We start from the raw sequence: 21,149 nt of genomic DNA on the forward strand, positions 1-21,149 counted from the left end.
TGGAATGATAAAAAAAAGCTCATGGAGTATCGGGGGGTGTGGCTGGATGATGGAACCGAAGCCTTTCGAGTCGATCCAATCAGTACCGGAAGTAACAATATCGGTGAATTCCTGGCCATCGTACGTGGACTGCAACTACTGAAGCGGAAGGGGATTGACTGTCCCGTCTACAGCGACAGCCAGACGGCCCTCAGTTGGCTGAAGAATCTAAGTGTTAACTCAAGAAGTGCCAGAGGTCAAAAGTTATCTCCCCGAGTCTATCAGCGAATCATGAGAGCGGTCCTCTGGTTAACACGGCAAGCCGATCTGAATCCGGTATTGAAGTGGAATACAGATGACTGGGATGAAATCCCGGCTGATTATGGACGGAAGTCGTGAAGAAGTATCCAGTGCAATTAGTAAGGACTCCAAATGACTGAGGGAGGATCTTAGATGGTGAGTCCTGGAAAGTACCCTGTCCTCAAGGAAAGCAAATAATTGGTGTTATTCAGGCTGACTATTCTGTACTGAGTTGATCGATCAGTTCATCCAACTGTTGGCGATGCTCTTTGGTAGCGGAGTGGGTTCTCCTGCGGGAAATGCTTGACGCGGGAGCCGCAAATCCGAGTCAGCTCGCGGACACAGTAGGCATGACTCGAGGGGCCGTTTCCAAGCTTATCGAACGGCTTTGCCGAAAGAACATGACCGCACGCTCAGTATTGGAAGGTGACCGACGATACCAAACCGTCGAACTCACGGCGGAGGGAAAGTGACCGGGGTCATTTGAGAGAGACGGCCACCACATCGGTCACCGGTTGATGAGTCTCTGTGCCGCCTCAGAATAGCGTTTTCCGCTCGCCTGGATCTTCCCCGCACCACTCTCGATTTCACCCAGGTCTGCTTCGCTCAATTCAACTGAAGCCGCAGCCACATTTTCTTCCAAGCGATGCGCTTTCGTTGTACCAGGAATTGGAACGATCCAGGGCTTCTGTGCGAGCAACCAAGTTATCGCAATCTGCGCTGGCGTTGCTCACTTTTTGTTCTGCGATGCGTTTCAATAGATCGACGAACGCTTGATTGGCTTTTCGGTTCTCGACGGACACCCACCGAGCACAAAACTCAAATAGATTGTTCTTGGACAGGCTCCTAGGTGAGCCCTACCCTTAGCCGCATCCAGAACATCGGCTACAAAATAAGGACGACCGCCCATCGCCGTGAGTGGACGCTCACGCACATGCCGAGTCTTTTCAGTTTGGCTATCGATGTACCGCAAAGCGCCGGTTGGCCTCGTCCCAGTCAATATGATCGAGGAACTTGTCGACGTACTCGGACTTGCGATTCTGGTAGTCGATGTAGAACGCGTGTTCGTAGGTGTCGATGACAATCAGCGGGGTCGCCATCCAAAGCACCCCCATCGCGTGTTCGTCGCTGACGACATTGTAGAGCTTCCCATTGACAGGATGCTTAACGAGCATGGCCCAACCCGCAGCCCCTTTCGCGGAAGAAGCGAAGTCGTCCGACCATTTCTCGATCGACCCAAAGCGTTTGTCAATCGCGGCACGAATATCGGTGGCAGGATCGCGTGCTTCGGGAGCGAGGCCGTCAAAGTACATTTCGTGCAGCACGACGCTGTTGCTCTTACTGTTTACGGCCCGCTTGAGCGCACCGTATGCGGCCGCATCCAACGGCTGCCCGGACTTCACTGCTTCCTCAATACGGGAGTCCGCCGCCGTGTAGCCCTTGAGCGCACCACCGTAATGCGCGGTATGGTGTGGTGCGATCTGCTCGGCACTCAGGAAACCTGGAATCGATTTGTGTTTCAGTGGCTTGGGATTCCCCGTGACCAGTCCGCTATGTGAAAAGTCCAGTTCGTGCGTCTGGTGATCTGCTGCTTCGGCGAGTCCGCCGACCAGCATGTTGCCCGCGACTGCGCCCGATGAGGCAAACAGGAAGTTGCGTCGTGAGAAATCACTCATTAGTCGTTCTCCGTGAAGTTAGTTGTTGTCGAGCCCAAGACCTGAGGCTTCTAAACCCATTGTGTACTTTGTATGATCTTGCAGCACACGCGGATTGATGGCAAGGCTCTCAATACAACATGAAAAACTTTTCATGCGGCTCTCATGTTCAAGACCGTGGTAATAATACATAATGGATCTCGACATTGATAAGGAGGGAATCACGTGCCGCGCGTGCTGGTTGTCGAAGATGAAAAAAAGCTGCTGGCCAGCCTGAAAAAGGGACTGGAACAGGATGGATACGAAGTCATCACGGCGGCGACAGGCGAGGAAGGGTATTACTCCGCGACGACCGAGAAGATGGACGGCTTAATTCTCGACCTGATGCTGCCGGGGAGAGATGGGATGCAGGTGCTGAACGATTTGAGATCCGTTGGTTTTTCACAGCCCGTTCTCATTCTGACTGCGAAAGATAGCGTGGAGGATCGTGTATCGGGGCTGGACGGAGGAGCTGATGACTATCTCGTGAAGCCATTTGCCTTCGCCGAGTTGCTTGCCCGGTTGCGGGCGTTACTGCGTCGCGACACGACAGGGCGTGAACTCATGCTGCGAGTGGCTGATCTGGAAATGGACCTGATCGCTCGACGAGTTGTACGCGACGGCGAGGAGATCGAAGTAAGTCAGCGTGAGTTCGAACTGCTGGCGTACTTTCTGCGGCATGTCAATGCTGTCGTCACCCGGGATATGCTGGCTCGCGATGTATGGCAGGAACCGATGGGAGTGCTGACCAATGTTATCGACGTTTACGTCGGGCTGCTGCGGAAGAAGGTCGAACGCCCGGGTCTGCGGCAGTTGATTCACACGGTCCGCGGTGTCGGCTATGTCGTGAGGGACTCGCCATGAACAGACTGAGTATTCGCTGGCGACTGACTCTGTGGAACACGGCGGCTCTTGCGGTTCTTCTGCTGATCGTCGGATTGCTCGTCTACGGTCTGCTTCGACATGCCATGCTGGAGCAGATCGACCGCGTCCTAATCGAACAGTTTCACGAACTCGAACACGACCTGCACAACGTCGAAGACACCAAAGCCCGGATTCGGCACTGGATCGATGAGTTTCACGAGCACGCCGGGGTGTTGTGTATTGTTTATGGTGAGGACGGCGTCGTCGCACGGACCGAGCAGATGGCCGCAAAGAGTGTTCCCGATCGATCGGAGAACGCCGCGGACGAGTTACGGTTTGACTCACGTCGGGTGCCGCTGATCGGCCGGCAGCGGATGCTAACACGAGCGCTGAATGTGAATGGCAGCCGGTTTGACGTCGTCCTGATGCTGCCGATGGACGAGGTGCATGAGGAACTCCGGGGGCTGGCGGCGGTGCTGCTGGCTGTCCTGCCGATATCGTTGCTGCTGGCAGGTGGTGTCGGATACGCGCTGGCCCGGCGAGCTCTTGCTCCGGTCGAGCGGATTCGTCAGGCGACGGATGAAATCACGGCCGAACAGCTCGACCGACGACTCGACATGCCGAATCCGAACGACGAACTTGGACGGCTCGCTCAGACCATTAACGCGATGATCGCCCGGCTGCAACGGTCCTTTGCTGAAATACGACGCTTCACGGCCGACGCTTCGCACGAACTGCGGACGCCAATTTCGGTGATCCGCGCCGAGGTTGAGGTCGCCATGCACGAGTCACCGGATGCCGAGGAGTTTCAGACGTTGGCGGGCAGCATCCTCGAAGAGTGCGAGCATCTCACGAAGCTGACGGATCAGTTACTGACGCTGTCGCGCGAGGACGCGGGACTGGTGCCGCTGGAATCACAGCCGGTCGACTTCGCCCGACTTGTGGCCGACGCCACGGAGATGATGCGTCCGCTGGCCAAGGCGAAACAGCAGACATTGACTCTCGATACCCGCACAGCAGCCATCGTCACTGGCGACTGCGATCAGCTGCGCGAGGTGCTCTACAACTTGCTTGAAAACGCTATCAAATACACGCCGCCCGAAGGCCGCATCGAAGTGACGGTGACCGAGCAGTCCGGGATGATCGCTGTCGCTGTCCACGACACCGGCATCGGCATCGACGCCGATCACCTGCCACGAGTCTTCGATCGGTTCTATCGCGTCGACAAATCCCGCAGCCGCGAAGCCGGTGGAACCGGTCTGGGACTCAGCATCGTGCAGAGCATCGTGTCGGCTCATAGTGGGCGCGTGGAAATCTTCAGTACGCCGAGTGAAGGGACGACGTGTACCGTGTTGCTGCCTCGCACAGGCAGCAATCTGCCAACATGAAAGAGGTTTCATGTCCCTTTAATGGACTTTAGAAGTGGCTATGGGAGAATACGTGTATTCAATGAAGTCGTCGTGTGGCGACGAATAATCATCTGATGCGAGCATCGCAGGAGACTGAATTATAAACACGGAAATTAAAAACGTGTTCCTTGGCATGGTGGCGATCACGGCGATCACCACCATGTCGGCCGGGTGCAGCCAGAACTCTGGGCTGCTCGACGTGCCCGCACCAGAGATCGAGGGCGAAACTCGCCATTGGACATTTGCAGCCGACGACGTCGATAAAACTCTGGAGGGCTGGGAGATCGCTCAGACTGGCGAGGGAAACGGCAGTGTGTGGAAAGTTGTCGCAGACGAGTCGACGCCGTCGCAGACAGGTTTTGTGCTGGCGCAGACTGCCGAAAGTCCACGGTCTATGTTCAACTTGTGCGTGGTTGAAGACGTCAGCTATCGCGACATGAAGCTGACTGTGGCCTTCAAGTCGGTTGCCGGCAAGATCGATCAGGGGGGTGGGCTTGTCTGGCGTTATGTCGATCCTAACCACTATTACGTCTGCCGCTTCAACCCGCTCGAAGACAATCTGCGCATTTACAAGGTCATTGTGGGAAAGCGGACGCAGCTGGCGAGTATCGATGTGGAACTTGTCGCCGAGAAGTGGCACACGCTGACGGTCACAATGCGAGGCGACCTAATCATCTGCGACGTTGACGGCACAAGACTTGGTGTGCGTGACGATACACTTTCCGATGCGGGACGCATTGGACTATGGACCAAGGCTGACGCTCATACCCACTTCGATCAGTTCACGGCGACCGGGGTCGAACTGTCCAAGACACAGGATGAATAAACGATGTCAGATGAATCAGCTTCACGAAGGCAATGGGGTATTCATGCGGCGGTGATCGTGGCCGCTTTCGTGATGATGGGCACGAGCCGAAGCGTATTCGGCGGAGAAGTGAAAGCGGTTCGCGCCTATGTGACGAACTTCCGCGGCGATGGCATTTCAGTCATTGACGTGCCGGGAGGTCGATTAGACGGCCACATCGAGACGGGAAGCAAGCCTCACGGCGTTGCTATGTCACCGGCTGGCGATGCTGTGTTCGATTCCAACGAGGGCGATGGAACACTCTCGATCATCTACCCGCATACAAACCGCATACAAACAAGTGACCCATACGATGGAGGTGGGGCGGGACCGAATCAGCTCGCCGTTGGTGCTGTCCTCGTGGAAGCCACCAGTCCATCCTTCGATCAACTCAGCGAGTGAAAGTAGGCAATCGATGCAGTTGATCCAATCGGCACTCCGGCATCCGATCACGGTGATGATCGTTGTTAGCGGGATCGTTCTTGGAAGCTTTTCCGCGATCGGTAAACCAATCGCTCAGGGGCTTGGCTTGCCATGGCCGGACGCACTTCCTCAGGGAATGGAAGTGGACATCTTCCCGGCGCTGAATCTCCCGGTCATTTACGTCTGTCAGCCCTACGGCGGAATGGACCCCGCACAGATGGAAGGCTACCTGACAAACTATTACGAGTATCACTTCCTTTACATCAGCGGGATTCATCACGTCGAATCGCGAAACATCGCTGGCGTCGCGCTCATGAAACTGACGTTTCACCCCGGAACGGACATGTCGCAGGCGATGGCTGAGACGATCAACTATGTGAATCGGTCGCAGGCGTTCATGCCGCCGGGCACGGTTTCGCCGTTCGTCATGCGGTTCGACACCGGCAGCGTCCCGGTGGGACGACTGGTGCTCTCAAGCGAAACGCGAACGATTGCCGAGATTCAGGATCTGGCACTGTTTCAAGTCCGTCCGATGTTCGCGTCGCTGCCGGGCGTGTCGGCTCCTCCGCCTTTTGGCGGCAGCCAGCGAACAATCGTGGTCTCGGTCAATCCGGAGCAGCTTCAGTCGTACGGCATGTCTCCGGACGAGGTCGCCACGGCTCTGGCGCAAAACAACCGGATAAGCCCCTCCGGCAATCTTCCGGTGGGAGACAAGTATCCGCTGGTCCCGGTTAACTCGGTTGTGAAGGACATCAGTGAACTGAGGAACGTACCGATCCGCATGTCGGCGGCCCAGTCCGTCTACCTGCGAGACGTCGCGTCCGTGGCGGATTTTATGGACGCTCCCAACGGCTATGCGCTCGTCAACGGGCGCCGGGCCGTCTACATCCTCGCGACGAAGCGGGCGGACGCCTCTACTCTGTCGGTCGTGAACGAGATCAAAAAGGCGCTGCCGAGGATGCAGGCGGTATTGCCTGACGACATCCAGGTGAGCTTCGAGTTCGACCAGACTCCCTACGTAACGCGCGGCGTTTCCGGTGTGGCGATGGAAGGGGCGATTGGCTCCATTCTCGTGGGCTTATTGATTCTAGTCTTTCTGCGCGACTGGAGAAGTTCTCTGGTCGTTGTGCTCAACATTCCGCTGGCTTTGCTCGTCTCGACTTTTGTACTATGGCTGACCGGAAACACTCTCAATCTGATGACCCTCGGCGGGCTGGCGCTGGCGATTGGCGTGCTGGTGGACGAGGCCACGGTGGCCGTGGAGAACATTCACACCCGACTGGAACAGGGGGCATCATTACCGAGAGCGGTGCGGGAGGGAACGGGGGAGACCATCGTTCCACGATTCCTGGCGATGGTCTGCATTCTGGCGGTGTTCGTTTCGTCGTTCTTTCTGCAAGGGGCGGCCCGGTCCTTGTTCGTCCCGGTTGCACTGGCCGTAGGTTTTGCGATGGTAACCTCATACATTCTGTCGAGCACGTTCGTGCCGGTACTGCTGACATGGCTGCTTAGAAATCATCCCGAAGCCGGTCGCAGTCACGCTCCGGTTCTGGACCGAGTCAGGGCCGCCTACCGCAAGACGTTGTCGCTGGTGCTGCCGGCTCGATGGGTCTTGGTTGCGGTCTATCTGGTCGCTTGTGGAGTGATCATCGTCGGAGTCGGCACGCGTTTGGGGACGGACATCTTTCCGCGTGTTGCGTCCGATCAATTTCGCATTCGGATGCGGGCTCCGGATGGAACGCATCTGGGAGTGAGCGAACAAAAGGCGATCAATCTGGTGAAGGCGGTCGAAGAGGAATTCGACCGCGACAAGATCGACGTGACGCTGGGGTATGTGGGAACTGTTCCATCGAGCTATCCGATCAATGCCGTGTTCCACTGGTCGCGCGGTCCGGAAGAAACGGTTCTGTGGGTGGACCTGAAGGACGACGCAGAGATCGACGTCGCAGCGGTTCAGGAGCGTTTGCGTGAGCGGCTGACCAGCGATCCCAAGTTTGCCGAAACGCGGTTTTCCTTCGAGGCGTCGGATATCGTCAACGAAGTCATGAGCTTCGGCTCACCGACCCCTGTGGAGATTGCCGTGCGCGGCAAGAGCCTGCCGGACAATCGAGCCTACGCGGAGAAACTGCAGGCGGAACTTGCGAAGCTCCCAGCGCTTCGCGATCTGCAGATTGCCCAGTCGCTCGATTACCCGACCGTCGAAGTCAACGTCGACCGCGAACGAGCCGGACTGGCCGGCGTCACCCCGCAGGATGTCGCCAATTCGCTGGTGGCGGCCACTTCATCCACGCGATTCACGCAGCCGTTGTTCTGGGCCGATCCCAAGAGCGGTATCGGCTACCAGGTGCAGGTCGAGATTCCCCGGTCAGTGATCCGGGAAACCGGCGAGAACGGCGGCATGGATTCCGTCGCTGAACTGGGCGAAGTCCCGATCGGCGCGCATCAGACTCATGCATCCAATGGCAACGGCGTGCCATTGCGAGGCAATGGAGGCATCATCCGCGTTCGCGACGTGGCCGACATCAAGGAAGGAACGATGCCAGGGCAATTCGACCGATACAACATGATGCGTGAAGTGACGTTGACCGCCAATATTGCGGCTGACGTTGACTTGGGTACGGTCACGCGTGAAGTCGCCCGAGCGCTCGAACGTACCGGAGAGCCTCCTAAAGGAGTCCAGCGGGAAATTCGTGGGCAACTGCCGCCGATGGAACAAATCCTGAATGGTCTGAGCATCGGACTGCTGATTTCGATTGTCTGTATCTTTCTCCTGCTGGCCGCTAACTTCCAGTCCCTGAAACTCGCGCTGGCTGCAACGTCAACAGCACCAGCCGCGCTCAGCGGGATCGTCCTCTTGCTCTGGGTAACGGGAACGACGCTCAATATTCAATCGTTCATCGGCGCGATCATGGCGGTCGGCGTGGTGATGTCGAACGCCATTCTGCTGATCACATTTGCAGAGCGACTGCGGCGGGAAGGAATTCCAACGCGAGATGCGGCGATCACGGGGGCGGAGAGCCGCCTGCGTGCGGTCCTGATGACCTCCAGCACGATGATCGCCGGCATGCTCCCGATGGCATTGGCCTGGGGCGAAGCGGGAGCACAAAACGCGCCGTTGGGACGCGCAGTCGTGGGGGGATTGGCACTCGGCACGTGCGCCACGTTCTTCGTGCTGCCGAGCGTATTCGCGATCCTTCAGGCACGTACTTCGACTGCTTCCTGCTCACTCGACCCCGAAGACCCCGAGAGCCCATTCTTCGACAAACAGGCCGATTCACAACTTCAAACCACATGATGAAAGACGATATCGATCCATGATTTCTCGTTTGCGAACAAACCGACGCACTACTTTAGCGGGTCTTGTCATTTGCGTGCTCGTTGGCGGGCTGGAGTTGAAGACTGCCACTGCTCAGGATCGCTCAGCAGTATCCGCCGCCAAGTTTACTATTCAGCCCGCTCGGCTCGAACCGTACGAGCGCACGCCACTATTCGCCAAGATTCAGGGTTACGTCCTGAAAACTCGCCAGGCATCCACTGACGGAAGCAACACCAAGCAGATCGCGCTTACAGACATCGGAGATGAAGTCGCGGAAGGCGAAGTGCTCGCCGAGATCGACGTTCCCGAGATGCTCGAAGAGTTGATGCAGAAGGAAGCCCTCGCCGAGCAGGCGGCGGCCGAGTTGCTACAGTCCACGGCAGCGGTCACGGTCGCCGAGAAAACGATGCAAGCCGCCAAAGCGCGTATTGCTGAAAGCGAGGCAGGCGTCGTGCGCGCACGGGGAGAGTACGAGCGATGGAAGGCTGAGCATGAGCGGATTCGTGACCTTGCTGAAAAAGGTTCTGTGACCGGAAAGTTGGTAGACGAAACCTTGAATCAATTGCGATCGGCCGAGGCGGGCCGCGATGAAACCCAAGCCCATGTTTTGGCTGTCGAGGCGGATCTGGCCGAAGCGGAGGCAAAAGTCGCCAAAGCGAAAACCGATGAAGCCGTGGCGCGCGTCCGCGTCAAAGTTGCCGAGACTGAAGTGAGGCGTCTGGAAGCACTCCTCGGCTATGCCCGGATTCGATCTCCCTACGCGGGCATCATCAGCCAACGTAACATCGACACCGGTCATTTCGTGCAGCCCGGCACAGGATCACAGCCGCCGCTGTTCGTCGTCGAGCGAATCGATACGCTCCGCGTCGCCGTCGACGTTCCCGAACGCGACGCGGTTCGCATTCAAGTCGGAAGCACCGCTTGGATTCAAGTTCCGGCGTTCGGCGAAGAGGAGTTCAAAGCCAAAGTCTCTCGAACGAGTTGGGTGCTCGATCCAGCCTCTCGGACGCTACGAGTCGAGATTGATCTTTCCAATCCCGATCGACTTTTCCGCCCTGGGATGTATGCCAAAGCGAGAATCCAGTTATCCGTCCCACTAGCAAAAGCGGAAACGCAAAGCCGATAACCAAATCTTCATGGAGCAAATCACAATGACCAATTCATTCATGGGTCGCCGCCGATGGAAAGCGCTTAGTGCAGTTGTTGCCATCGTATGTCACGCAGTTGTATTCATGCCGTCTATATTTGCTGCGGATGGCCCCGATAACGAGGTTAGAGAAGCAGAAGCAGTCCTAGCTGACGCGATCATTCACGGCGACGTGGCAGCGTTCGATCGCCTGTTCGCCGCCAACTTCACACACGGCAGTCAGTCCGGGCGCTTTCGCACCAAAGCCGAATGGATGAAAGGCAAAGTGCAGGGCAATAGCAGTTACATCTCGTTTGATGTGACCGACCTGCAGGTGCGCGTCGTCGATGATACGGCAGTCGTGACCGGTGTCTCGACGCCGAAGTGGCGCGAGTCGGACGGCAGTATCGGCTCAGGCCAGTTCCGATTTCTGCGAGTCTGGTCTAAGCGGAATGGTGTGTGGCAGGTCGTGGCATTCCAAGCGACGGAAGTTCCCGCTGCTTCGCCGATAACGGCGCGGACGACACCGGAAAAGGCACTGGAGATCGACGATCCGCCCGCGACACGCGAGTTCTCTATCAAAGACGACCGACCGTTTCTGGGCGGCCAACAGATCACGATTTGGGGCCTGCGGTGCGGCAACGCCCTTTACAGCCAGGGGGTCACGGAACGGCATATCCGCAATCTCGACAATATGGTCTCTCACGGCATCAACTGCATCGGCGTCTACGTTCAGGGGAGCAACGGCGGCGCACCTGACCCGGAGGCAGGACGCAACGGATACAACGCCGATGGCACGCTCAAGCCGGAGTTTGCCCGTCGGCTCGAATGGCTCGTCCGCGAGGCCGACGCACGCGGCATGGTGGTAATGGTCGGCCTGTTCTCACCTCGCAAGGATCAAGAGCTTATAGACGAAGCTGCTATCCAGCGGGCGTGCGAGGAGACCGCGAAGTTCTTCGTGCGGCGGAAACTGAAGAACGTCTTTTGCGACATCATGCACGAGTACAACCACGCACGGGTCGAGCACGATATCTTCCGCGAACCGAATGGGCCGGAGAAGAAGGCGAAGCTCACCGCTTGGTTCAAGAGGTTCGCGCCGGATATCGAGGCGGGCATTTGTCCGACCTTTAAGTCCGGGACGGGAACGAGCTATCCCGGTATGGAGATTCTCGCAATCCAGAAAGACGAACCGATTCCCAGCGACGGGTTTGTCGTAAACGTGGAAACTCAACGGAACGACGCGTACGAGAATGACGGCAAGTTTGAAGCGGACGAGTTCCCGATCTTTTTAAAGCTGTTTGAGGACTACGCCGCTGCGCCGAACGCCTGCATCCTGTTTCACAGTGGCTGGTGTCAGGGCATTACCAACGGCAGCGGCACAGGTCCGAATCCCGAAATGGGCGGCTATGGCAAGAGTGAAGACGATCGCGGTATTCGTTTCTACTACGAATGGGTCCGCGACAACGTCGGCCGTTACGAATACCCGCGACACGTGAAGGCCGGCGGTTAGGCCACGGAAGGATCAGTCACATGACACACTCAGATACCCACCGCGATTCGTTCCGTTTCGGAGTCGAAGCCGAGTATCAACTCGCCGATGCGGAGACGTTTCGGCCGTTGTGGCATCAGGACTTGTCGTTCGAGGAATTGAACCAGGTGCTGGAATCGATCGCTGTCGACGACCTGCCGCCGGTTGTCGGGTTGGAACTGGAGCCGCCTCATCGGAAACTGATGCCATATGCGGTGGAGGGCTATCATATGCCGGCTCCGGACTTGTCACCGATCGACCTGTTGCCCAAGGGCATTGAGATTCGAACGCCGGTCTGTTCGTCCATCGAGCAGTGCCTGGCCACGCTGAAGACGTTGCACGACCGGCTGGAAACTGCGCTCCTGGGTCGGGGCTACGCGCTGGTCTCACTCTCGCATCATCCGACCGAGCACCACTTCGAGGGGCCACAGAACAAGCGGCGCTACGACTTTTGGCAGTGGGCGATGGAGGTCATGACGACGTGCGGCCCGGATATCAACGTCAGCCTGCCTCACGAACTCAACGACTGCATTGATGTCGCCGATCTGCACCGGAAGGTCAATTACTACTCCCCCGCGCTGGCCGCTCTGTCGCTGGCATCGCCCATTTATCGTGGCGAACTGTGGTCGATGCGCGGCGCTGTCGGCAAGTCGATCCGAACATACCGCCGCAGCGTGATCGCACCGGCCATTGAACTCCATCCACAAGAGAACGGACGGATGGAGTTCAAACTGTTCGAAGCCACAAACCAGCTGGTCGATTACCACGCATTCATTCTGCTGTGGCTCACGTTGTTACTCGACAATGAATTGGACGGGCGTGCCCACAATCAGACGCGCGTCTACGATCTCGGGGCGATCTCCCGATTCGGATTGGAAGCGGAGACCGTGCGTGAGCGAGCCACCGCAGTCCTGACTCGGAGCCCTGTCGTACTCGAAAAGTACGGATTTGATATCGGCCCGCTCAGTGTGATGCAGCGTCGCCTCGAAACCGGCCGGCTGCCGGCCGATGACATCATCGATTGCTTTCGTGAAACAGGATCGTTGGAACATGTTCTGAGGTTGAGAGCGGGACTCGTTGACAATGCCGATGTAACACCGTATTCGTTTGACAACTGAGCGATGCATTCCCGCAGTGGACAAGGTGTGACGGAGACACGCTAGGCGTATGAAAACAACGAATGGAATCAGTCAAGAAGCGGATGAAGTTGCTAATCATGTCCACCCAACATTTCGCGAGGCTCTTTGGGTCGCCATGGTCGATGCACCAACTAAGTACGCTCTCCCATTCTGCGATCACAGTTTATACTCGATCCGGTGGGGCTTGGCTTCTTCGGCTTCGGGGTTGAGCTGGGCCTTAGTGGCCCGCCAGTCGGCTTCTGCCTGCTTCCTGGCCTCGCGATCGCTGTTCCCGCTACCGCCGTCGAAGCGGTACTTCTTGCCGGGTTCGCTCGAACTTAAGCATATCCTGCCGTCGCCACACGGCCAGCACGCATACCAGGAAGGCTAGCGCCGCGAATAGCTGGATGCTGGTCCCGATCAAGTAGATTTGATGTAGAAAATAGAACTGCTCCGGATCGAGAATCGCCAGCGCTTTCGCGTCGAGTAATCGGTCGAGCATTGGGTGCAGGACGAACAAACTCGCTTGCAGCAATGCCATTAGCGCCCATGCCGCGCTCAGGATGATACGCAGTCGGAGTGGCTGGGCGGATCGCGTGACGATGACATTAACGAGAAACACAACCAGCGCGATCACTGCTGCGGCATTGATCCAACCGGTCACTTGCTGGGTGATGAAGCCTACGGTGGTATGACTTCCCAGCACCCCGTGAGCCATCGGAATTACCACGGAGGCGTAAAACGTTAGCCTTCCGAGCCAAATGGCGCCGGAAAGTATGACCAAGACGCGACAGATCAATAGGTTATGCTGCGTCACTTCGCTGTCCACCTTCAAAGGTTGTTTTTACACTCGATCCGAGTCTAACAGCTTATTCGAATATCCGTTTTGACCAAGCGGGTGATTGCCAACTACATATTCTTGTGATTTATTCAGCTAATAATTTTAGTTAAGCTTGCTCCGAAAACCAACGTGCAAAACCATCTAACCTTCGTCCCTTCCTGATTCGACCAACTATGTGCCAACCGATGCTGATTTCTTAATGAGTCCTAGCCAGATATCAGCCAGGCGGCGGACAGCCTCCTGAGAGGCCCTCAGGAGCGATTTAGGGGCAGGATGTAAGAGAAGGATCACGTTTGCAGTTCAGGAGGCGAGGGAAGCGATTCTGGGCGACTCAGAGCGTTGTAATTTTGCATGAAAAATTACAGAATAACGGACCACTTAACGGACCAGGGTGATCCGACGAATAACGGACCAAAAAGCGTTTCTATAAGTCGTTAAGATAAAACAACTTAAAAGTCGGGGCGACACGATTCGAACGTGCGACCTCTGCGTCCCAAACGCAGCGCTCTAGCCAAGCTGAGCTACGCCCCGTAACTTAATCAGAGGCACAGTTTAGAGAGACACGTTGAAGCCGTCAATGGTTCTATGTGTTCTCTTCCGAAAATATGTAACCTCTACTGAAGTAAGCAGATATTTAAATCATCATCAGCATTAGGCAAGAATATCTTTAATCAAATTTCCATGAACGTCGGTCAGGCGGCGATCGAGGCCATTATTATAATAAGTCAGTTTTTCGTGCTGGAAACCGAGCAAATGCAGGGCAGTCGCGTAAAAATCCCAGACAGTGGTCGGATTAAGCTCGGCCCGGCGACCGAATTCGTCTGTCGCACCATAGCTGGTTCCCCCCTTGATGCCAGCTCCCATCATCCAGCAGGTGAAGCCGTCCGGATTGTGATCGCGGCCGAGGGTCCCCGACTGATGTGTGGGCATGCGTCCGAATTCGGTCGTCCAGAGGACCAGCGTTTCATCCAACAGCCCCCGCTGTTTTAAATCGGTGAGCAGCGCCGCCGTCGGTTGATCGAAGATCGGGCAGTGGCGTTCGTAGTCGGCTTTGAGGGTTTTGTGGGCGTCCCAGTTCAACAGACCATCGACGCCTGAAGCCCGCGAGGAACAGTACAGGTTCAGATAGCGTACGCCCCGCTCCAGGAATCGCCGCGCCAGCAGACAGTTGCGCGCGTACGCTGCTTTGAGTTTGTTGGGGTCGCTTGTGCCATACTGTTCGTGAATCGCTTTCGGCTCGGAAGCGAGGTTCGACACTTCGGGTGCCGACAGTTGCATGCGGGCCGCGAGTTCGTAGGCTTCGATACGCGCCTGCAGATCGGAGTTGCCCGGCCGCTGCTCGGCATGTTTCTGATCGAGGAACTTTAAAAACTCACGCGTAGCTTTCTCTTCTTTGGGAGAAATCCCCTCGGGAATTTTCAGATTGCGAATGGGAGACTGCGCATTCATCACGATCGCCTGATGCTGGGCGGGGAGGAAGCCGTTGCTCCAGTTGGCTTTTCCGTTGGGGGGCTCGCCGCGGATATCGGGAATGGCGATGTAAGCGGGCAGATTTTCATTTTCGCTGCCCAGCGCATAACCGAGCCAGGCACCAGCGCTGGGATAACCTTCGGTATCGTGACCGGTATTCATGAACACACAGCCGGGGCCATGCGTGTTGGTTTTGGTGGTCATCGAATGGATGAAGGCAATATCGTCGACATGACGTGAGATGTGAGGCAGCATGGTCGAACACATTTTGCCGGTCTCGCCCTGTGGTTTGAAGGCCCAGGGACTTTTCATGAGGTTTCCGTTTTTCCCCTGAAAACTGACGAAATTTTCTTCGCCGGGCAGCGGCTTGCCATGATATTTTTCGAGGCTGGGTTTGTGTTCCCACAAATCCATGTGCGAGGCGGCACCGGGGCAGAAGATCTGCAGGACCCGTTTGGCTTTCGGGGGGAAATGGGTTTCGTCGACGCCGGGCTGCCAGTCTTTATTCTGTTTTGAATTTCCAGTCTGGGAATTCGCGGCTGACAGGTCGCTAAGCAGCAGGTTCGTCAGTCCGAGACCGGCCATGCCGGAGTAGACGCTGGAAAAGAACGAACGGCGGGAATGCACCTGCTGCAACAGGCGTCGGGGTTCGAATGACTCAAACGGATTCAGCATGTGGTTCACCAGTTCAATCAAGATAAATCAGTTCGTTGGAATTAATCATGGCCCGACACAGGGCTTCCAGGTCACTGGCGGCGATGAGCGCACGCGCGGCCTGTTGTTCTTCAGCCTGGGGAGAGCGGGAATACAGTAACTGAAACGCGCGATCAATCTGCTGATCGACGTGTTCCGCGCCGGATTCCTGCCGGAGGCGTTCGGCGAGAAAGCGGGAGAGATCGAGTGTGAATTGATGGTTCATGAGTGTCAGCGCCTGCAGGGGCGTGGTGGTGGTATTCCGTCGTGGTGCGGCGAAGGCGTTATCGGGGCAGTCGAAATCGGTTAACAGATCGACGCGTGCCGCGCGGGCATTCTGATGATAGACGGCGCGACGATAGGTTTCCGGGCCGAACTCCTCGAGGGGCACATAGGTGGCGACGTTATCTTGAAGATATTCATAGAGACGAAAACCGGGGCCGCCCATTTTGAGATTCAGTTTTCCTGTGACGGACAACAGGGTATCGCGAATTTCTTCCCCTGTCAGTCGACGGGGCGGGAACCGCCAGAGCAGGCGGGAATCGGAATCAATGCGGGCGGCGTCTTCGCGGAAGCTACTGGCCTGCTGATACGTTTCCGAAAGCATGATCTGTTTCTGAATGTCTTTGAGGCGCCAGCCGTTCTTCTGAATCTGGAGCGCGAGCCAGTCGAGCAGTTCGGGATGACTGGGTTTGGTGCCCATGTAGCCGAAGTCACTGGGCGTAGAGACGATGCCGGTTCCGAAATGGTAATACCAGAGCCGATTGGCGAGCACGCGCGGCGTAAGCGGGTTATCCTGGGAAACAATCCAGCGGGCCAGTTCCAGGCGGCGCTGACCTTGGGGTGAGTCGGCTTTGAGCTGGTAGCCTGCTGTCACATTATTAAGTGTGGTCAAGCTGGCGGGAACGACGGTTTCCCCTTTGCGCTGTGGATTGCCGCCGACGAAAATGTGAAAGGGACCGTTCACCTGACTGTGGTTGCCCACCCACCAGGAGGGGGGATCGGGAATGGCGGCCAGTTGCTGGTCGACGTGTCGGATTTGTTTATTGAACTCATTGAGCTGACTTCGTTCTTCTACCGTCACTTCCAGATCGTAGAACCGTTTACGGCGGTGAGACGAACTGACGGGTTTGCGGTTATGGGAGGAAGCAACTTCCTGCCAGGTTTTACCGTCGGTCGAAACTTCGAGTTTGTATTCCGCCAGAAAGGTGGCTTTGTAGTTGCTCATGGCAGCGCCGGAGCGGTCACTGGAAAAGACGATGCGATTGATGGTCTGTGGCTCAGCAAGTTCGGCAGTCAGATCGGGGCTGCCGGCGATCCAGCAGGCTCCGATTTTTCCGTCAATGGTCAAGCCGACATCGTAGGCCCCCGCAAAGTCGCCGGCGACTGTTGGCGCCGGTAGCTTTGCCGCCGTTCTTTGCGAGCGCGACGTTTTGCGGCATATCGCCTGCCGTCCAGACTTCAAATTCATCGACGCGATAGCCGGTCATGGCGCGGGGGTTGGTATCGAGGCCCTGCGAAGTGAGCTTCACAAATTTTGCTGTGACGGGTGTAAAGGTTTCTTCCACACCCGTTCGTTTCGCTGGTTCGCGGGTCCACTCTTTTTCATACTCGGCGGCTTTCTGCTCGGCCCGTTGCTGAATGGCGTTTTCAATTTCGCTCTTCTGTTTCAGCAGTTCTGCCTTTTCTTTTTGCAGTGGCTGGCGTTTCTGGAGTTGTGCCTGCCGGTCCTCGGGAGCGGCGATGACACGGCTGCCATGTCTGACGCCGGCAAAGGTGGCATACAGGCTGTAATAATCCTGCTGTTGGATGGGATCAAATTTATGATTGTGACAGCGACTGCAGCCGACTGTCAGCCCGAGGAAGGCTTCGCCCGTCGTGCGGACCATATCGTCAATGGTATTCGCGCGGATCTGGGCTGCCTGCACGGGGTCCTGATTGCCGACGTTATCATAGGGACCACAAACAAGGAACGTGCTCCCCACAACGACATCAGGATCATTTTTGCCGATCACATCGCCGGCCAGATGCTCGATCACCATCTGATCGAAGGGTTTGTCTGCATTGAAAGAGCGTATGACATAATCGCGGAACGGCCAGGCATTGTCGATGATCACATTGCGTTCGAAGCCGTTACTCTCGCCGAAGCGAACGACATCCAGCCAGTGGCGGCCCCAGTGTTCGCCGTAACGGGGTGAGTCGAGCAGTCGGTCAATCAGTCGCTCGTAAGCATCGGGTGACTCATTTTTTTCGAAGGTGGCAACTTCTTCGGGTGTGGGAGGCAGGCCCGTCAGATTATAGGTGGCCCGCCGGATCAGTTCCCGTTTTGTGGCTCGGGGTGACGGCTTGAGATTGTTCTCTTTGAGTTTCGCGAAGATGAACTGATCGATGGGACTGCTCTGCCAGTCTGCGGGTGCCTCGTTGTTTTCGGGGGGAGCCACGTCTGCCAGGGGCTGCAGGGACCACCAGCTGAGATCGGCCTTGGATTTTTCCTGAAGTGTGAGGCTCTCGGGCCAGACGGCTCCCTCTTTGACCCAGCGGGTGAGTAACGCGACCTGTGCTTTCGCGAGGGGCGGTCCTTCTTTGGGCATGGCGGCTTTGCCGGAATCGGCGCTGACATGAATCACATCCAGCAGATAACTTTCCTCGGGTTTACCGGGCGTGAGGTAGCCTGCCTCTGTGATCGACTGCAGAGTGGCCAGGGAGAGATCCCCTTTTTCATTGCCCGGGTTGTGGCAGCGAATACAGTGCTCGACGAGCAGCGGTCCAATCTCTTTTTCGAAATCAATCCGGGAGGTTGAGTCTGGTGTTGTTTCTGCCGCTGTTGCCGGGAGGCTGAGACCTGTTAAAAACAGGATCATCAGACAAAGTCGGGGGAGGGAAAATTGAGTCACTGAGCCAGTCCTTCAAATTTGCTGTCGTACACCAGAGGATATTTGTGATAACATCGTTTACGATTCAGGACTCCTGTCGCTGAAACAGATCGCGTTCCAGCCAGGCAGGAGTCTGCAGCAGATGCTCGTGCATGGCTTGAGCCGCTTTGTCAGGATTCCCCCTGATCAGTGCCTGGACGATGCGCAAGTGCTCTGCATTCTCTTCCATGTGTTTGAAATCTTTGACATTCTGTCGTTTGCTGTGGCGGACCTGTCTCAGGGTCTGATGCAGAACCCGATAGCGGTTGATTTCCAGCGCCAGTCGTTCGCTGCCACAGGTCCGATAGATCAGTTCGTGCAGGTAGTCGTCCCAGTACTGTGTGGTCTCGGACCATTTGACGGTCCGCTTTGCCGAAGCCAGTTTACGGAAGGTCTGCTCGAGCTGTTCGAGTTCATGGGGCGTGATATGTCCGCAGGCACAACGGGTGGCTTCGCTTTCCAGGATGCGCCGCACCTGGCAGATTTCGTGCAGTTCTTTCACGCCGAAATTACGCAGTACTGCGCCGCGGTTCGGATAGATTTCGACAATGCCGATGCCTGCGAGTTCCACCAATGCTTCGCGGACCGGCGTGGCACTGACGTTCCATTCCCGGGCCAGCGCCTGCACCGTCATACGCTGATTGGGCTGGTACTCCCCCTGAAAGAACTTGCTGAGCACCTGTTGCACCAGCTTCTGTCTGCGGGAGCCGTGAGTGATCTGTCGTGTGACAACGCTCGCCATAATCGCTCGCTCTAAGATAACGGGAAAAACGGAACGGGAGCCCGATTATATATAATCTAACAGCATTCCATACAATAAAACAAGCATTATCTGCGTATCGGCATGTCTTTCTTACGGCGCCAGGCGGGTTTCAGGAGGGCCCGTTTTATGATTTTGAGTGAGAACACCAGAACAGTCGTGCCTCAGGCGATTCCAGCTGGCGACTGTCATGCTCCGGGAATTATTTTGATATTCTGGAAAGATCCGGAAAACCTGTTGCTGCATTGAGGGTTTATTGAATTACACAAGTGCTTCTTTTTTCTCTTAACCAGTGAGGGTTGGTGATGCGACGCTTTGTATCACGCATTTTAATCGGACTGTTTCTGCTGGGTCTCATTACGTACCTGATACCGGAACCACAGAAGAGCTCCGCCCAGAATCAGAAGGCGAAAAAAGAAGTTCCGATTCTGTCGAACATCGCGCCTCTGCCCAGAGACCTGAAGGTGATCGAAGACATTGAGTATCGTCCCGGTGACCGTCGCGCCTGGAAACTGGATCTGGTGATGCCTCGTGAACGAAGTGAAACACCCCGTCCGGCGATCATCTTTGTGCACGGTGGCGGCTGGTCGAGCGGTGACAAAGGTCGCGGCATTTTTCGCAGTGGTCCTGTCGAATATGCGAACCTGGGTTATGTCTGTATCAGCGTCAACTATCGGCTGTCGGACGATGATCCCTTCCCCGCCTGCCTGCAGGACGTCAAGTGCGCGGTACGCTGGTTACGGGCGCATGCAGACAAATACAATGTCGACCCAAACCGGATTGGCGGGTATGGAAATTCTGCAGGCGCACACCTGGTCAGCCTGTTGGGACTGGTAGATGAAGCACATCAGCTGGAAGGTGATGGTCCCTGGCAGGAGCAATCGAGCCTGCTCAATGCCGTCTGTGTCTCCGCCATCCCGACCGATTTTGTGAACTGGCCGGGTGGAATCAGAAATAAACAGACGCTGTTCCAACTGTTGGATTCGCCTGTAGCAAGCCTGGAAGAACAGGCGATCAAAGCGTCTCCGATCACCTATGTGAACAAGCAGGCCCCCCCGTTCCTGGTCTTCCAGGGAACTGCAGACCGGCTTGTCGATGTATCCCAGGCAGACAGTTTTGTTGCCGCGTTGAAAGCGGCAGGTTCCACCGATGTCACCTATCATCGCTACCCGGAAGCCAACCACGACGTCTTCACCAGGCATCGTCGCGAAACGTATCCGGAGATGGAAGCCTTCTTTGAACGTGTGCTGAAGAATGTCCCTGCCAAAGTCAAACCGGCGGGCGAGATTTATCGCAAGATCAATGCGGCTGCCAGTTAATCAGCGGACTGAAAACGGCCGCAGCGCCTCGCCGGTAATCGGATTCAGGCGGGTGGCTTCCGTGACTTTCCACTCGCCTCCCATTTTCTGCCAGGTCAGTTCCCAGCGCGTGGGCTGTCTGCCGGAAACTCCTCCATACATGGCTGTCCCATTGGCGCGGAAGTGGATCGTCGCGATGGAATCTTCCGACTTCATTTCGGTAGAGACATCGGTAATTTTCAGATCATCATCCAGCGTCACCAGTGCCAGAGCGAGTTTCACCATATCCCTTAACTGCTGGGCCCGGGGACTGATGTAACTCAGGGTGGTTTCCGGTTCTTTCTTCTGGAAGGCATCGATCAGGTTAAAAAGATCCGCTTCTACCCGTTCGCGTGGCGTCACGATACTGACCTCGAGCATATAAAATCCGACCGTCAGCAGAACCATGAACAGGCTACCGATCAGAAATTTTCCCAGACGCCTCTGATACCATTGGATAAACAGGATCGCGGCAATCGCGGAGCAAACCACCATTGGCGGAATCGCGGTTTCGGTGAACCACATATGTCAGTCC

At 56.4% G+C, this 21,149-nt stretch carries 19 protein-coding genes and 1 tRNA gene; 11 read left to right on the top strand and 9 right to left on the bottom strand.

All coding sequences use genetic code 11. The features are described from left to right. The coding region (locus AACZ40_RS04855; protein WP_339673469.1) for a hypothetical protein at positions 1 to 378 on the top strand (378 nt) is incomplete at its 5' end. A gap of 170 nt (positions 379 to 548) precedes the next feature. Then, positions 549 to 752 carry a MarR family transcriptional regulator gene (locus AACZ40_RS04860; RefSeq protein ID WP_291177777.1) on the top strand — a complete coding sequence of 68 codons (204 nt, stop codon included), beginning with the start codon at positions 549 to 551 and terminating at the stop codon, positions 750 to 752. Between the two features lie 35 nt (positions 753 to 787). On the opposite strand, the gene AACZ40_RS04865 is transcribed toward AACZ40_RS04860, so the two are convergent. Beyond that, on the bottom strand, positions 788 to 910 hold the full coding sequence (locus AACZ40_RS04865; RefSeq protein ID WP_291177774.1) for a hypothetical protein: 123 nt from the start codon (positions 908 to 910) through the stop codon (positions 788 to 790). 325 nt (positions 911 to 1,235) lie between these two features. Then, positions 1,236 to 1,955 carry a Fe-Mn family superoxide dismutase gene (locus AACZ40_RS04870; RefSeq protein ID WP_291177772.1) on the bottom strand — a complete coding sequence of 240 codons (720 nt, stop codon included), beginning with the start codon at positions 1,953 to 1,955 and terminating at the stop codon, positions 1,236 to 1,238. Positions 1,956 to 2,159: 204 nt separating this feature from the next. Here AACZ40_RS04870 and AACZ40_RS04875 point away from each other — a divergent pair, with 204 nt between their 5' ends. From AACZ40_RS04875 to AACZ40_RS04910, 8 genes are all read left to right on the top strand, one after another. Beyond that, on the top strand, positions 2,160 to 2,837 hold the full coding sequence (locus tag AACZ40_RS04875) for a response regulator transcription factor (RefSeq protein WP_339673472.1): 678 nt from the start codon (positions 2,160 to 2,162) through the stop codon (positions 2,835 to 2,837). Further along, positions 2,834 to 4,225: a heavy metal sensor histidine kinase gene (locus AACZ40_RS04880; protein WP_291177767.1), complete on the top strand. Its 1,392-nt coding sequence runs from the start codon at positions 2,834 to 2,836 to the stop codon at positions 4,223 to 4,225. Before AACZ40_RS04875 ends, AACZ40_RS04880 begins: the two co-directional genes overlap by 4 nt. A 142-nt stretch (positions 4,226 to 4,367) precedes the next feature. Next, entirely contained in the window at positions 4,368 to 5,072 is a 705-nt protein-coding gene (locus tag AACZ40_RS04885; RefSeq protein WP_291177764.1) for a hypothetical protein, read from the top strand. A 72-nt stretch (positions 5,073 to 5,144) separates the two neighbouring features. Next, positions 5,145 to 5,492: a hypothetical protein gene (locus AACZ40_RS04890; RefSeq protein ID WP_291177761.1), complete on the top strand. Its 348-nt coding sequence runs from the start codon at positions 5,145 to 5,147 to the stop codon at positions 5,490 to 5,492. 13 nt (positions 5,493 to 5,505) lie between these two features. After that, positions 5,506 to 8,808, top strand: a complete 3,303-nt coding sequence (locus AACZ40_RS04895; protein WP_291177758.1) for an efflux RND transporter permease subunit — start codon at positions 5,506 to 5,508, stop codon at positions 8,806 to 8,808. Between the two features lie 19 nt (positions 8,809 to 8,827). Next, a complete protein-coding gene (locus tag AACZ40_RS04900; protein ID WP_291177755.1) occupies positions 8,828 to 9,955 on the top strand; it encodes an efflux RND transporter periplasmic adaptor subunit in 1,128 nt (375 codons plus the stop codon). A 25-nt stretch (positions 9,956 to 9,980) separates the two neighbouring features. After that, a complete protein-coding gene (locus tag AACZ40_RS04905; RefSeq protein WP_291177752.1) occupies positions 9,981 to 11,465 on the top strand; it encodes a nuclear transport factor 2 family protein in 1,485 nt (494 codons plus the stop codon). Positions 11,466 to 11,485: 20 nt separating this feature from the next. After that, on the top strand, positions 11,486 to 12,601 hold the full coding sequence (locus AACZ40_RS04910) for a glutamate-cysteine ligase family protein (RefSeq protein ID WP_339673475.1): 1,116 nt from the start codon (positions 11,486 to 11,488) through the stop codon (positions 12,599 to 12,601). A gap of 295 nt (positions 12,602 to 12,896) precedes the next feature. Here the strand turns inward: AACZ40_RS04910 and AACZ40_RS04915 are convergent, their stop codons facing one another. The 6 genes from AACZ40_RS04915 to AACZ40_RS04940 all read right to left on the bottom strand — a co-directional run bounded on the left by AACZ40_RS04915 (position 12,897) and on the right by AACZ40_RS04940 (position 19,259). Next, entirely contained in the window at positions 12,897 to 13,319 is a 423-nt protein-coding gene (locus AACZ40_RS04915; RefSeq protein ID WP_291177746.1) for a hypothetical protein, read from the bottom strand. A gap of 579 nt (positions 13,320 to 13,898) precedes the next feature. Further along, positions 13,899 to 13,973, bottom strand: a tRNA-Pro gene (locus tag AACZ40_RS04920). A 120-nt stretch (positions 13,974 to 14,093) separates the two neighbouring features. Then, positions 14,094 to 15,587 carry a DUF1501 domain-containing protein gene (locus tag AACZ40_RS04925; RefSeq protein WP_339673477.1) on the bottom strand — a complete coding sequence of 498 codons (1,494 nt, stop codon included), beginning with the start codon at positions 15,585 to 15,587 and terminating at the stop codon, positions 14,094 to 14,096. A 13-nt stretch (positions 15,588 to 15,600) separates the two neighbouring features. After that, positions 15,601 to 16,956: a DUF1553 domain-containing protein gene (locus AACZ40_RS04930; RefSeq protein WP_339673496.1), complete on the bottom strand. Its 1,356-nt coding sequence runs from the start codon at positions 16,954 to 16,956 to the stop codon at positions 15,601 to 15,603. Continuing rightward, complete coding sequence (locus AACZ40_RS04935; RefSeq protein ID WP_339673479.1) at positions 16,946 to 18,499, bottom strand: DUF1549 domain-containing protein; 1,554 nt, start codon at positions 18,497 to 18,499, stop codon at positions 16,946 to 16,948. The genes AACZ40_RS04930 and AACZ40_RS04935 overlap by 11 nt, the downstream gene beginning before the upstream one ends. 64 nt (positions 18,500 to 18,563) lie before the next feature. Further along, positions 18,564 to 19,259 carry a GntR family transcriptional regulator gene (locus AACZ40_RS04940; protein ID WP_291177738.1) on the bottom strand — a complete coding sequence of 232 codons (696 nt, stop codon included), beginning with the start codon at positions 19,257 to 19,259 and terminating at the stop codon, positions 18,564 to 18,566. 323 nt (positions 19,260 to 19,582) lie between these two features. On the opposite strand from AACZ40_RS04940, the gene AACZ40_RS04945 reads away from it, so the two are divergent. Further along, positions 19,583 to 20,596: an alpha/beta hydrolase gene (locus AACZ40_RS04945; RefSeq protein ID WP_291177735.1), complete on the top strand. Its 1,014-nt coding sequence runs from the start codon at positions 19,583 to 19,585 to the stop codon at positions 20,594 to 20,596. Here AACZ40_RS04945 and AACZ40_RS04950 read toward each other — a convergent pair whose 3' ends face one another. Then, positions 20,597 to 21,139, bottom strand: a complete 543-nt coding sequence (locus AACZ40_RS04950) for a hypothetical protein (protein ID WP_291177732.1) — start codon at positions 21,137 to 21,139, stop codon at positions 20,597 to 20,599. It lies immediately after the preceding gene. Positions 21,140 to 21,149 lie beyond the last annotated feature (10 nt).

Source organism: uncultured Gimesia sp., from assembly GCF_963972345.1.
Lineage (GTDB): Bacteria > Planctomycetota > Planctomycetia > Planctomycetales > Planctomycetaceae > Gimesia.

Excerpts from the sequence above, each read along its gene's own strand:
- AACZ40_RS04870 (WP_291177772.1), bottom strand. The coding sequence starts at position 1,955 with ATGAGTGATTTCTCACGACGCAACTTCCTGTTTGCCTCATCGGGCGCA.
- AACZ40_RS04880 (WP_291177767.1), top strand. The coding sequence starts at position 2,834 with ATGAACAGACTGAGTATTCGCTGGCGACTGACTCTGTGGAACACGGCG.
- AACZ40_RS04890 (WP_291177761.1), top strand. The coding sequence starts at position 5,145 with ATGATGGGCACGAGCCGAAGCGTATTCGGCGGAGAAGTGAAAGCGGTT.
- AACZ40_RS04895 (WP_291177758.1), top strand. The coding sequence starts at position 5,506 with ATGCAGTTGATCCAATCGGCACTCCGGCATCCGATCACGGTGATGATC.
- AACZ40_RS04900 (WP_291177755.1), top strand. The coding sequence starts at position 8,828 with ATGATTTCTCGTTTGCGAACAAACCGACGCACTACTTTAGCGGGTCTT.
- AACZ40_RS04905 (WP_291177752.1), top strand. The coding sequence starts at position 9,981 with ATGACCAATTCATTCATGGGTCGCCGCCGATGGAAAGCGCTTAGTGCA.
- AACZ40_RS04910 (WP_339673475.1), top strand. The coding sequence starts at position 11,486 with ATGACACACTCAGATACCCACCGCGATTCGTTCCGTTTCGGAGTCGAA.
- AACZ40_RS04915 (WP_291177746.1), bottom strand. The coding sequence starts at position 13,319 with ATGGCTCACGGGGTGCTGGGAAGTCATACCACCGTAGGCTTCATCACC.
- AACZ40_RS04925 (WP_339673477.1), bottom strand. The coding sequence starts at position 15,587 with ATGCTGAATCCGTTTGAGTCATTCGAACCCCGACGCCTGTTGCAGCAG.
- AACZ40_RS04940 (WP_291177738.1), bottom strand. The coding sequence starts at position 19,259 with ATGGCGAGCGTTGTCACACGACAGATCACTCACGGCTCCCGCAGACAG.
- AACZ40_RS04945 (WP_291177735.1), top strand. The coding sequence starts at position 19,583 with ATGCGACGCTTTGTATCACGCATTTTAATCGGACTGTTTCTGCTGGGT.
- AACZ40_RS04950 (WP_291177732.1), bottom strand. The coding sequence starts at position 21,139 with ATGTGGTTCACCGAAACCGCGATTCCGCCAATGGTGGTTTGCTCCGCG.